Annotated in this window: 11 protein-coding genes; 6 read left to right on the top strand and 5 right to left on the bottom strand. The window is 67.8% G+C overall.

Annotated features, from left to right (window positions below; translation table 11 throughout):
• Nucleotides 1-21 precede the first annotated feature (21 nt).
• From AZG88_RS11015 to AZG88_RS11000, 4 genes are read left to right on the top strand one after another with little or no spacing between them, the layout of a single operon-like run.
• Complete coding sequence (locus AZG88_RS11015; RefSeq protein ID WP_005244643.1) at nt 22-294, top strand: HypC/HybG/HupF family hydrogenase formation chaperone; 273 nt, start codon at nt 22-24, stop codon at nt 292-294.
• 25 nt (nt 295-319) lie between these two features.
• The gene (gene hypD, locus AZG88_RS11010) at nt 320-1,447 is read left to right on the top strand and encodes a hydrogenase formation protein HypD (protein WP_061697696.1); all 1,128 of its coding nucleotides are present in this window, start codon (nt 320-322) and stop codon (nt 1,445-1,447) included.
• A 24-nt stretch (nt 1,448-1,471) separates the two neighbouring features.
• Entirely contained in the window at nt 1,472-2,263 is a 792-nt protein-coding gene (locus AZG88_RS11005) for a DUF6390 family protein (RefSeq protein WP_061697695.1), read from the top strand.
• 36 nt (nt 2,264-2,299) lie between these two features.
• Nucleotides 2,300-2,800 (top strand): hypothetical protein, encoded by a 501-nt coding sequence (locus AZG88_RS11000; protein ID WP_061697694.1) that lies wholly within the window; start codon nt 2,300-2,302, stop codon nt 2,798-2,800.
• A 17-nt stretch (nt 2,801-2,817) separates the two neighbouring features.
• Here the strand turns inward: AZG88_RS11000 and AZG88_RS10995 are convergent, their stop codons facing one another.
• From AZG88_RS10995 to AZG88_RS10975, 5 genes are all read right to left on the bottom strand, one after another.
• Nucleotides 2,818-3,585, bottom strand: coding sequence for a DeoR/GlpR family DNA-binding transcription regulator (locus AZG88_RS10995; protein WP_005244647.1), 768 nt, complete (start codon nt 3,583-3,585; stop codon nt 2,818-2,820).
• A gap of 11 nt (nt 3,586-3,596) precedes the next feature.
• Nucleotides 3,597-5,825 (bottom strand): 4-hydroxythreonine-4-phosphate dehydrogenase PdxA, encoded by a 2,229-nt coding sequence (pdxA, locus tag AZG88_RS10990; RefSeq protein WP_061697693.1) that lies wholly within the window; start codon nt 5,823-5,825, stop codon nt 3,597-3,599.
• Nucleotides 5,826-5,901: 76 nt separating this feature from the next.
• A complete protein-coding gene (locus AZG88_RS10985) occupies nt 5,902-6,591 on the bottom strand; it encodes an SDR family NAD(P)-dependent oxidoreductase (RefSeq protein ID WP_061697692.1) in 690 nt (229 codons plus the stop codon).
• Complete coding sequence (locus AZG88_RS10980) at nt 6,588-7,814, bottom strand: sialidase family protein (RefSeq protein ID WP_061697691.1); 1,227 nt, start codon at nt 7,812-7,814, stop codon at nt 6,588-6,590. Before AZG88_RS10980 ends, AZG88_RS10985 begins: the two co-directional genes overlap by 4 nt.
• Nucleotides 7,815-7,863: 49 nt before the next feature.
• Nucleotides 7,864-9,444, bottom strand: coding sequence for an ABC transporter substrate-binding protein (locus AZG88_RS10975; protein WP_061042384.1), 1,581 nt, complete (start codon nt 9,442-9,444; stop codon nt 7,864-7,866).
• 288 nt (nt 9,445-9,732) lie between these two features.
• On the opposite strand from AZG88_RS10975, the gene AZG88_RS10970 reads away from it, so the two are divergent.
• Nucleotides 9,733-10,779 (top strand): ABC transporter permease, encoded by a 1,047-nt coding sequence (locus AZG88_RS10970; protein ID WP_231913930.1) that lies wholly within the window; start codon nt 9,733-9,735, stop codon nt 10,777-10,779.
• Nucleotides 10,776-11,723, top strand: a complete 948-nt coding sequence (locus AZG88_RS10965) for an ABC transporter permease (RefSeq protein WP_061697690.1) — start codon at nt 10,776-10,778, stop codon at nt 11,721-11,723. The genes AZG88_RS10970 and AZG88_RS10965 overlap by 4 nt, the downstream gene beginning before the upstream one ends.

The raw sequence follows: 11,723 nt of genomic DNA, 5'->3' as shown, positions 1-11,723 counted from the left end.
AGCCCGAGAAGGAGAACCACGATGTGTCTGGGGATACCCGGTCAGGTGGTCGACATCGTCGACGCCGAACAGCATCTGGCCAAGGTGGACGTGAACGGCGTCCAGAGAACGATCAGTGTGCGACTGCTCGCCGAAGAAGGTCTCGTCGTCGGTGACTGGGTGCTCGTGCACGTCGGTTTCGCGATGGCGAAGATCGACGAGATCGAGGCGCAGCTGACGTTGGATCAGGTGCAGAAGATGGGCGCCGACTACGTGAACGAGATCGACGCGTTCAACTCGTCCGAAATCGCGTGACTACAGCAAGAACGAGGTAACAGGGATGAAGTTCGTCGACGAATTCCGGGACCCGGCGGCGGCACGCGCCCTGGTCAAATCCATCACCGAACTGGCCCGTGGCGACGAGTTCAAATTCATGGAGGTGTGCGGCGGCCACACCCACACCATCTACCGGCACGGCATCGAGCATCTCCTGCCGGAATCGGTCGAACTGGTGCACGGACCGGGATGTCCGGTGTGCGTCATCCCGATGGGCCGCGTCGACGACGCCATGTGGCTGGCCGAACAGCCCGGCGTCATCTTCACGACGTTCGGCGACATGATGCGGGTGCCCGGCTCCAAGGGCAATCTCATCGAGGCCAAGGCCCGCGGCGCGGATGTCCGCTTCGTGTATTCGCCGCTGGACGCGCTGAAGGTGGCGCTCGACAACCCCGACCGCCAGGTGGTGTTCTTCGCCGTCGGGTTCGAGACCACGGCCCCGTCGACCGCGGTGACGCTGGTGCGCGCGCGGGCGCTGGGCGTCACGAACTTCAGCGTGTTCTGCAATCACGTCACGATCGTTCCGCCGATCAAGGCGATCCTCGAGTCCCCCGACCTGCGGTTGTCGGGTTTCCTCGGCCCTGGCCACGTGTCCACCGTGGTGGGGTTGCGCCCGTACCGGTTCGTGAACGAGGTGTACGGCAAACCGATGGTGGTCGCGGGCTTCGAGCCGCTCGACATCCTCGCGTCGGTGCACATGCTGCTCCAGCAGATCCGTGAGGGTCGCTGCGAGATCGAGAACCAGTACAAGCGGGTGGTCCGCGCGGAGGGCAACGTGCAGGCGCTGAAGCTGATGGCCGAGACGTTCGAACTGCGACCGCACTTCGAGTGGCGCGGGCTCGGTTTCATCTCGCACAGCGCGCTCAAGGTCCACCGCAACTACGCCGAGTTCGACGCCGAGGAGAAGTTCTCGATGCCGGGTGTGCGGGTGGCGGATCCGAAGGCCTGCCAGTGCGGTGAGGTTCTCAAAGGCGTCATCAAACCGTGGGAATGCAAGGTCTTCGGGACGGCCTGCACACCGGAGACACCGATCGGCACGTGCATGGTCTCCCCCGAGGGCGCGTGCGCCGCGTACTACAACTTCGGCCGGCTCCACCGCGAGACGGCGCAATTGCTGGGTCAGCGAGGCTGACCGGTGATGCCGCGCGAACACAGGATGCCGTCCGGGCATCGCGTGTTCGCGCAGTATGCGCACGCCCCGAATGCCCTGGGCTACTGCGGTCCTCCCGGTTCGGAGCGACTGCAGGCGGTCGCGTGCGGTGCGGCACCGGACACCGACGTGGCGGCGTTGGCGAAGCAGTTCAGCGGCGCCTGGCCGTACCAGGAGGTGATCGCCCAGCTCGCCGGAATACCGGACCCCTTGGACGAGAACGTCGTTCGAGCCTACTGGACCTCGGACGAACTCTCCGACCGCATCGACCGCGCCGAGTTCGGCGCGGCACTGCTCGCCCGCCTCGCGTCGCAGGCCGGCCACTACTGGAAGCACCTGACCGAGGACCTGCTCGGGGAGGCGGCGCCCACCCACAACTTTCACGTGTTCGGCGTGTATCCGTGGTCGCGGCTGCTGGACACCGGAATGCCGCAGCCGCTGCAGGTTCTCGACTCGTGCCGCATCCGCTGGGGTGAGGTCGTCGGCGTCGATCACGACCGTGCCGTCGTCCGGTCCCGCCGCCTGTCGTGGGACGGCACCCAGCTGTCGCTCGGGGCCGAGCAGGACGACCCGGCCGACTACCGCGTGCCCGAGGGTGCATTCGTCGCCGATCTCACCGTGGGTGACCGGGTGGCGGTGCACTGGGATTTCGTGTGCGACCGTCTCGACCCGGATCGGGTGGAGCGGTTGCGCAGGCAGACGGAATGGCAACTTGCACAGACCAATCAGCGCCTGCTTCGGCAAGCGACCCCGACCTCACGAAAACGGACCGACACGAACGTTTCCCAGCTACCATGACTACAACTCACGGCCTGTGGCCGGATCGGAGCCGACATGAAGAAGATCCTGAACTCGTTGTCCGAAGAAGAGTTCGTGCTGATCCGCGAGACCAAGAAGGCGCAGATGGCCGACTTGGACGAGGACAAGCTGATCAAACTGCACACTCGCATCCGCCGTGCCCGCAACAAGCACGTCAAGCTGTACCGCCAGGAAGGCGCAGCGAAGGTCGCGGACAAGGGCGCGCGCGGCGCCGGTAAATCGGCCAACATACGAAACTCGGAGAAGGCAGAAGTCTTCGAGGCGGCACTCAGCAGGGTGAGCAGCCAGCTCGCGTCGGCGGCCCGCGCGAGCGCCCGCGAACTGAAGGGCGAACGCCTCGCCCGCGCCCGCAGCGACTCCCCGTCCTTCAGCGAACTCGGCGACAGCAACGGCAAGGTCGGCTCGTCCGGCAAGGCACGCGTCGACGCCACCCGGAAATCATCCGGCCGCAAGAAGTTCGAAGCATCCACCATCGCCGCAGGCGCACGACGTCAAGCGAAGAAGGACAAGCGGTAAGTCCCCGTCGCCCTTCGTCAGACGCGCACCACGCGCATCCCCGCGGCTTCGAAAGACGCGGTCTCCCCGGTGTCGGCCGAGTCGTCGGTGACGATCGTGGTTCCCGGAGGGATCGGCGCCCACGCATGGAACGGGCGCTGCCCGAGCTTCGCCGCATGCGCGAGCACGTACACCTCGTCGGCGCGGGCGATCATGATCTCCTTGAGGCGCGTCTGCTCCAGCTCTGCCTCACAGATCCCCAGATCCGCGGTGACGGCGTCCGCGCCGAGAAACGCGCGATCGAACGTGACGCGTTGGAGCGTGGCCTCGGCCAACGGTCCGACGAACCCCTGACTGAGGTGGCGGAGTGTGCCGCCGATGCACTCGACCCGCACGGAGTCCGCGTCGGCCAGCGATTCGAGGGCGGTCAGACCGGCCGCGATGACGGTGATGTCGTCGATCTCGCGCAGAAACTCCCCCATCGCACCCACGGTGGTGCCGGCGTCGAGCAGGATGGTCTCGCCTGGCCGGACCTGGCTCGCGGCCCATTCCGCGATCGCGCGCTTCGCGTCGAATCCCTCGAGAGCGCGCTGGCGGAGTGACGATTCCTGCTGGGGGTCGAGCGCGATCGCGCCACCGTAGGTTCGGGCGATCAGACCCTGGGACGTGAGCTGGCTCAGGTCCCGCCGGATGGTGGAGGCGGTGACACCGAACTGCGCCGACAGGTCGTCGACGCTGGCCAACCCGCTCGACCGGGCCAGTCGCACGATCTCGGATCGGCGTGCTTCCGACTCGCGAACCGCCATGTTTCGTCCCCCTACTTCACAACCGCTGTGCTGGTTGCCAATTCGGCAGCCTGACGAAGAGCTTCGACCATACTACCGGCCTCCGCAATACCCTTGCCTGCGATGTCGAAGGCGGTGCCGTGGTCGACGGACGTCCGGATGACGGGCAGTCCCACCGTGATGTTGACCCCCGCCTCGATGCCGAGGACCTTCACCGGCCCGTGCCCCTGGTCGTGGTACATCGCCACGATGAGGTCGTAGTCGCCGCGCCCCGCGAGGAAGAACGCGGTATCCGCAGGCAAGGGTCCGTGGACGTCGATACCGTCCGCCTTCAGCACCTCGACCGCGGGAATGATCTTCTGCTCCTCTTCCCCGTAGCCGAACAGCCCGTGCTCGCCGGCGTGCGGGTTGATGCCGCACACCCCGATTTTCGGCTCCGGGATGCCGGAGCGCACCAGCGCGTCGTGCCCACGCCGGATCGTCCGCTCGACGAGCCCGGGTTCGATCTTCGCGACGGCGTCGAGCAGGCCGATGTGGGTGGTCACGTGGATCACCTTCAGCTTGGGCGTCGACAGCATCATGGACACCTCCTCGGTGCCGGTGAGGTGCGCGAGAAGTTCCGTGTGCCCCGGGAAGATGTGGCCGGCGGCGTGCAGCGCCTCCTTGTTGAGCGGGGCCGTGCAGATCGCCTGCACCTCCCCGCGTACCGCGAGTTCGCTGGCGACGCGGATGTACTCGTAGGCCGCGTGACCGGCGACCGAGGACAGTTCGCCCCACGGCAGGTCGTCGGGAAGGAGGTCGAGATCGATGACGTTGACGCGCCCGGGTACCGACTGCGCGTCCGCGACCGACTCGACGGTCACGATGTCGACGTCGATGCCGAGCACACTCGCCGCGAGACGAAGCCGCTTCGCGTCGCCGATGACGACCGGTGTGCACCAGGACCGGGTGGCCTCGTCCAGCAAGGCGGGAACGATCACCTCGGGGCCGATTCCGGCGCCGTCGCCCATGGTGACGGCGACGACGGGAAGGTTCGCGGTATCAGTTGACGCTGTCATGTGAGGTCCTCGCTGTGTGGGGGTGTGGGTGGGCGACTGAGCGCCGCGCAGGTAGGCCGCGATCGCGGAGAGACTGGTCGCGTCGCCGAAGCTGCCGGGCCTCGTGACGACTCGCCGTCCGTCGGACGCCAGGGAGGCGACGGCGCCGTGGTGCACTTCGTGGACCGGCCGAAGCGACGTGATCCCCAGTGCGTCGACGACGGCGCGGGCCGTCTCACCGCCGGTGAGCACGAGGTCGGCTCGGCGGTCGTTCGGCAGGGCTGCGACCAGCCGTCCGAGCGCCGCCGACAACGCCCGGGCATTCGACGGCTCCACGTCGCCGGAGACCGTCACGACCGCAGGACCGTCGTCGAGAACGTGCCGCAGTGGTGTCGTGTCCACATCGCCGCGGAGAAGTTGCGTCGCGTCGACCGGCACGTGCCGTACGCCGTCGGCGACCAGCGACGCAACCTGTTGCACGGCAACGGGTTCTGCGGTCCCGACGACGATCAGGAGGGATTCCGCCCGCTTGGCCGCCGTGGTGGGGACGTGCCGGAGCGGCAGCGTGCGTGCCACCGCCGCCGCGAGGGCGGAAGTCCCGACCAGTCGCACTCCGGGGATTGCCCGGCAGGCGTGGATGATCGAGTCGAGATCCTCGTCGGTCCCGACGTCGCATATCGCGATGGCGCCGGCGGACACCGCGCGGGCGAGCGACCGTTCGACACCGGGACCCCGGTGCACGCACTGCGTGGGAGTGCCCGGAAAGAGTTCGGCTATCGACTCCGGCGGCGGCGTGGATTCCGCCGACCACACCCCGGCCCGGTGGAGCGGCGTCGCTCCGACGTGCACGACGCCGTGGCGAACGGTCCGGCCGAGCGCCGGCAGGCCTGCCGCGACGACCACCGGACCGGTTTCGGCGAGGATCCCCACCTCGGGCCCGATGTTTCCGCGGAGGAGGGAGTCGATCTTCTTCACCACGAGCGCGTCTGACGGAACTCGGGCGAGCGCGTGTCGAACCGCGCGTGCCGCGTCCTCCGGGCTCATCGACCGCGTATCGAGATCGGCGATGACGACTCCGCCCGGTTCATGCGTTTCGGCGGCGCCGAGAAGGAGCGATACGGGCGCACTCCGATCGAGGAACGCGCTGGCCACTTCCGCCGCACCGGACAGGTCGTCGGCGAAGACCGCGACGGCCGGAACGGATCCGATCGATTTCGGTCTCATGATGCCACCTTCGCCCGAGAATCTGCGTGTTTCGTGCAGTTCATGGTAGCAGTTGTGCGCGTTACGCGCAGATTCTTCACAGGGACGCTCCCGCGCACTGCACGATCGCCTGACCCGTGATGCTCCCGCCGTACGGTCCCAGGAGGAATCCGATCAGTCCCGCCACCTCGTCGGGGGCGATGAAGCGACCGAGCGGCGGGACCCGCGGAGGCGTCGACGTGCGAGCCGGATCGTTCAGCATCGGGGTGTCCGTCGGACCGGGGGCAACCACGTTGACAGTGATCGCCCGGTCCACCAACTCCGCAGCCCAGGACCGCGACATTCCCACGAGTGCCGACTTGGTGGCGACGTACTGACTCTTGCCCGCCGCTCCGGACATCGTGCGGCTGCCGACCAGGACCACCCGGCCGCCGTTGCGCATCGACGGAGCGAGTGCATTGACGAGAACCTCCGCGGCTGCGACGTGAATCCGCCACATCTTCAGGCCGTCGTCGACCTGCAGTTTCCCGAGAGGTGCTGAGGATTGCAGGCCGGCGGCGTGCACGACGGCGTCCACCGAACCGGCCGCGGCGGCGTGCTCCGAGAGTGCGTCGAGGTCGCCGAGATCGACGGCCGTCCAGGAGAATCGGTCGTCGTCGATGCCGGGGTCGCGCCGGCTGAATCCGGTGACCGACCATCCGTCGTCCAGAAGCCGGCGGGCTGTGGCGGCGCCGATGCCGGAGCTCACCCCGGTCACGACCGCACGCTTCGAGTCGCCGTGCGTCACGACCGGCTCCCCTCGGCGACCCAGGCCTGATCGAGCTCGACGTACTCGATCGCCTGCCGGAACCGGGTGAACGCGACGTGCAGGCGGCCGTCGTTCCCGGCGGTGATGCTGGGGTACGAGTACTCGCGGTTCAGCCCGTCACGAGAATTGTTGGACAGGCAGTACCCGTCGCCGATCTCGATGTCGCGGCGAACCGGCCACGTCCGGCCCCCGTCCTCCGACATCGCCAGCGTCATCGGGGCGCGGGGCGCACCCCAGAACGCGCTGCGACTGTCACCGTCGTCGAGCGGCTCGAGCTCCGTGTCCGCCTGCTCGGGCACCCCGTCGGCGAGACCGTCGTCGTCGATCTCGTCGTACAGGGACGTCCGCCGCGCGGTGGCGTTCGCCGCGCTGGACTCGTTGAACACCAGGGCGAGACGGTCGCCCGGAAGCACGACGAACTGGATGGACGAGTTGTTGTTGGGAAGCTCGGTGGCCTCCGGCTCGGTCCAGGTGTCACCGTCGTCCGTCGAGACGCTGCGGTAGATCGAGTCCGCCCAGCGGCTGCGATAGAGGGCCACGAGGGTGCCGTCGGCGAGGCGGCCGATGTTCATGTGCACGCAGCCGACGCTGCCCGGCACAGTCACCTCACGCCAGGAGTTGCCCTGATCGTCGGAGATCATCACGCTGCTGTAGTCGCGATCGCCCACCCACTTGCGGCCCTCGATGCGGACACAGTGGAACACGGGGAGCAGAAGCCGCCCGGTCGGGAGTGCGACCACCGGCTGTCGCACGAACACACCGCCGGCGTCCGTCTCCGGCAGCAGCGTGTGCGCCTCGCCCCACGTTCGGCCACCGTCGGCGGAGATGCGCCGCATCACCCGTGCGGTGTCCTGGTTGCCGGCGTGCTGGGAGGTCCACATCAACCACACGGTTTCCGTATTCGTCACGTGGAGAACAGGATTCTGTTCCGACCTCGTCGGATCGCCGGACAGCTGCACCGGCTCCGACCATGCGTCCGCATCCGGGGCGAGCCGGGAGAACCAGACGCTGATGTCCGGCACGCCCTCCTGGGTGCCCGCGAACCACACGCAACCGAGGGATCCGTCCGGCAGGACGGTGAGATTCGCCGCGTGGTTCTGCACCTGCGGTGCGGGAAGCAGAGCGTCGCGTCGACCCGCCTCGACGTCACGGACCACGCCGTCGGTGGATCGGGTATCGGTTGCGGGACTCGGTGTGGTCATCTGCGTCTCCTGTGCGTCGAGAGGATGGGGCGAGCTGTCGGTGCGGCGGTCACGTCGACGTGTGCAGCGCCGCAGCGCTCAGGTCGTAGGAGTTCGTGGGGCGCAGCGCGACACCGTCGATCCGCGAGCGGCGCGCGAGAACCGCTTTCGGAACGAACGCCCACAGGCACGGGCACGTGTCCCAGATCTGGCGCTGCGCGTCCGCGAGGAGTTCGGCGCGCCGGACGGCGTCGGCCTCCTCCGAGGCCTGGGTGATGGTCCGGGTGATCTCGGGAAAGATGTACCCGTGGTAGGTATCCCGGGTCGCTTCCTTCTCCGCGGTGCCGGCGTACATGCCCTGCATGATGGTGAGGGCCAGACCGGTCGGGCTCGGGAAGCCGTTGCCCAGCACGTCCCAGTCGCCGACCTTGCCCTGCCGCCACTGCGAGATGTCGCCACCGGGTTCGAACTGCTGGAGAGTGGTTCGCACGCCGACCGCGGACAGCATCTGCAGCACCGACTCCATGATGTCGGTGTCGGCCGCGAACTCGCCTGTCTCCCAAATGATCTTCAACTCCAGATCCCGGATTCCGAGAGCGTCGAGTTCGCCGCGGGCGCGGGCCGGGTCGTAGCTGTACTCACCGGTCTCGACGGCACCGTCGAGAGTGAGGGGAATGACGCCGCGCGACTGGGTGGCGGAGCCCTGCAGAACCTGGTCGACGAGGGCCCGCCCGTCGATCGCATACGTCAGCGCCCTGCGCACCCGCGCGTCGGCCAGCGGGTGCCCCTGGGGTTTCCGGAAATTGAAGAAGAGCTGATTGAGCCGGACGCCGTCGATCCGATCGATCGCGACACCCGACAGCCCGGCGAGCTGGTCGGCCGCATCGGGGGTGATGGAGTCGATCACGTCGACCTCGCCACTCCGCAACGTCACGACACGGTTCGACTCGTCCGGAACGAAACGGACGCGCACCGATTCGATCTGTGCCGGTGTTCCCCAGTAGTTCTCGTTGCGCACCAGGGTGTAGTTTCCGGTGCCGCGGTCGCTCTCCGTCACGACGTACGGTCCGGATCCCACGCCGGACTGCAGTTCCTCCGGCACGTTCGCGGCCGCCGGGGTGATGAGGATGTTCGACATGAGGTAGTCGAGGACCGGGACAGGTCGCTGGGTGTTCAGGGTGAAGCTGGTGTCGTCGATCTGCTCGACCGTGGGCCACTCGGGGAAGAACCCCCCGACGAAGGAGCCGTCGACCTGGCTGTACATCTGCAGGGCTGTCGCGACGTCCTGAACCTGCACCGGGGTGCCGTCCGAATACCGGATGCCGGGACGCAGGTGCACGAACCACTGGGTGGGTGCGACGAGTTCGAACCGGTCGGCCAGCACCAGCTGGGGGCGCAGGTCCCGGTCGATCTCGGTGAGGGCCTGCCGCACTCCCCGCTGCACCGTCAGCGCGGCATCGAACTGGTTCAGCTTGTTGTCGAGGCTCACGAGCGAGCGGTTGAGGGCCAGGCTCACGGTCTTCGGTCCGGGCGTTCCGGTCGGCGTCGCGCATCCCGCCGCGGATCCGAATGTGAGGCCGGCTCCGAGCAGGAGACCCGACCTGAGCAGCGTTCTCCTCGAAAAGCGCTGTTCGAAAAGAGAATTGGTCATCATCGACCTCTCGGGACTATGGGTATGGGGCGCAGCGATCAGGCACGGCGCGAGGTGGTTGCCCACCAGACGATGTGATCGCCGGCACATCCGAACTCTACTCAAAGTTGCTTGAGATGCGCAAGATGACGGCAATACTTGCGCACAACGCGCATTAGTGCGATTGTGAGCTGAGTTACAAACGAAGCTGCTGTACCCGACACGCCGCGGTGTCGACACCTCCATCGCCGGCGTTATCGAAAGGTCGACGATGACCCCTCACGCAGACACCGAACGGCCGGTGACCTCATGACGCAGCACGCCGCCGACACGGCATTTGCAGCCCAGCCCACCGGCTCGGCATCACCGGCTCCCCGCCGGACCCCGACCTCCCGTGTCCCGAGGGTGCTGACGGCGGCCATGCCCCGCTACGTCGCAAAACGCCTCGCACAGAGCGCGCTGGCCGTCTTCCTGACACTGACCACCGTGTTCGTCCTCATCCGGATGGCGCCCGGCGACCCCGCCTACTCGATGGCCGGGCCGCTGGCCAGCACCGAGGACCTCGCCCGCATCAGGGCGGACATGGGCCTCGACCAGTCCGTGTTCACCCAGTACCTGCTGTATCTCCGCGGCCTCCTCCACCTCGATCTCGGCACCTCGTACTCGTTCCAGGCACCCGCCTTCGACGTCGTCCTCGCTCGCCTGCCGTACACGATCACCCTGTCCGTCGCGGCGATCGTGCTCACCACACTGGTGGCCATCCCGCTCGGAGTGTGGATGGCGCGCCGCGCCGACACGAGGCGCGAACTCGGCGCCAACGTCGTCACGATCGCCGGTCAGTCCATGCCCGACTTCTGGACCGGACTGATGCTCATCACCGTGTTCGCGGTGCTGATCCCGATCTTTCCCGCGGCCGGATTCACGACCTGGTCCAGCCTGGTGCTGCCCACCGTGACCGTGGCCGTGCTGCAGATCGCCCTGATCTCCCGCATGGTCCGCCGCGAGATGGTCGGCGCGTTCTCCTCGCCGTACATGACCGTGGCCCGCTCGCGGGGCGTCCCGGAGCGCGAACTCATCTGGCGGTACGCCCTGCGGAATTCCGCGATCCCGGTGCTGACCGCTCTCGGTACCCGGTTCGCCTCGATGCTCAACGGCGTCGTCGTGGTCGAGGTCGTCTTCGCGTGGCCCGGCGTGGGATCGCTGGTCGTGCGTGCACTCGAGACGAGGGACTACCCCCTCATCCAGGCCACCGTCCTGGTGACCGCGGTTCTCGCCGTCCTCGTCCAGCTCCTCGTCGACCTCTGCTATCCGCTCCTCGACCCGCGCGTCCGACTCGGAAAGGGAACGACGAAATGACCACCGTCATCGATCCCCCGGCACAGGAGCGGCCGAGCGCCGTGACCACCCGGGACATCGCCCGGGCCGGTGCCACCCGGCGCGCCCGCGACAGCCGCGTGAAGATCTGGGTGGGCACCGTCTGCGCACTCGCCGTCATCATGCCCGTCGCACTGGCGCAACTACTTCCCCTGCCCTCCCCGGACGCCACCGACCTCGCCCAGCGCCGCCTGCCACCGCTGACGGACGGTCACCTCTTCGGGACCGACCAGCTCGGCCGGGACCTCCTCTCCCGCGTCCTCTACGGCGGACAGGTGTCGCTGACGATCGGAATTCTCGCGGTCGTCGTCTCCGGACTGATCGGCCTGTGCCTCGGCGCACTCGCCGGCTACCTCGGCGGCTGGACGGACACGGTCGTGAGCAGGCTGCTCGAGGCCCAGCTGTCGCTGCCGCTCCTCATGATGCTGCTGCTCGTCGTCGCCCTGTTCGGCCCGTCGATCCCGGTCATCACGTTCGTCATCGCGATCGCCCAGTGGCCGGAGATCGCGCGGCTGACCCGCTCACTCGTCCTCGTCGAACGCGAGAAGCCGTACGTGGCTGCCTCCCGGGTACTCGGACTCGGACGCACCGCCATCCTGTTGCGCCACGTGATCCCCAACATCATCAAGCAGGCATCCCTCGTCGTCCTGCTGCTGCTCGCGCAGGCCGTCCTCCTCGAGAGCGCACTGAGCTACCTCGGCGCCGGACCGCAACGCCCCTTCGCCACCTGGGGCCGGATCATCTCCGACGGCCAGGACTACATCACCACCTCGTGGTGGCTCGTGACCCTCCCCGGCCTCGTCATCGTGCTGCTCGTGATCGGCGTGAACCTGCTCGGCGACGGGCTCCGCGACCGCCCGGCTCGGTCGCCCGGGAAGCGACGCGGGCTCCTGCACCGACTCTCGTGGCGGAAGGAAGAGGTCTGA

The sequence above is a fragment of the Rhodococcus sp. LB1 genome (assembly GCF_001583455.1).
GTDB lineage: Bacteria > Actinomycetota > Actinomycetes > Mycobacteriales > Mycobacteriaceae > Rhodococcus_F > Rhodococcus_F opacus.
Note: the sequence above shows the minus strand (reverse complement) of the source record. Positions and strands in the feature narration are given on the sequence as shown.

Coding starts and splice junctions, on each gene's coding strand:
- AZG88_RS11015 (WP_005244643.1), top strand. CDS start 22: ATGTGTCTGGGGATACCCGGTCAGGTGGTCGACATCGTCGACGCCGAA.
- hypD (WP_061697696.1), top strand. CDS start 320: ATGAAGTTCGTCGACGAATTCCGGGACCCGGCGGCGGCACGCGCCCTG.
- AZG88_RS11005 (WP_061697695.1), top strand. CDS start 1,472: ATGCCGTCCGGGCATCGCGTGTTCGCGCAGTATGCGCACGCCCCGAAT.
- AZG88_RS11000 (WP_061697694.1), top strand. CDS start 2,300: ATGAAGAAGATCCTGAACTCGTTGTCCGAAGAAGAGTTCGTGCTGATC.
- AZG88_RS10995 (WP_005244647.1), bottom strand. CDS start 3,585: ATGGCGGTTCGCGAGTCGGAAGCACGCCGATCCGAGATCGTGCGACTG.
- pdxA (WP_061697693.1), bottom strand. CDS start 5,825: ATGAGACCGAAATCGATCGGATCCGTTCCGGCCGTCGCGGTCTTCGCC.
- AZG88_RS10980 (WP_061697691.1), bottom strand. CDS start 7,814: ATGACCACACCGAGTCCCGCAACCGATACCCGATCCACCGACGGCGTG.
- AZG88_RS10975 (WP_061042384.1), bottom strand. CDS start 9,444: ATGACCAATTCTCTTTTCGAACAGCGCTTTTCGAGGAGAACGCTGCTC.
- AZG88_RS10970 (WP_231913930.1), top strand. CDS start 9,733: ATGACGCAGCACGCCGCCGACACGGCATTTGCAGCCCAGCCCACCGGC.
- AZG88_RS10965 (WP_061697690.1), top strand. CDS start 10,776: ATGACCACCGTCATCGATCCCCCGGCACAGGAGCGGCCGAGCGCCGTG.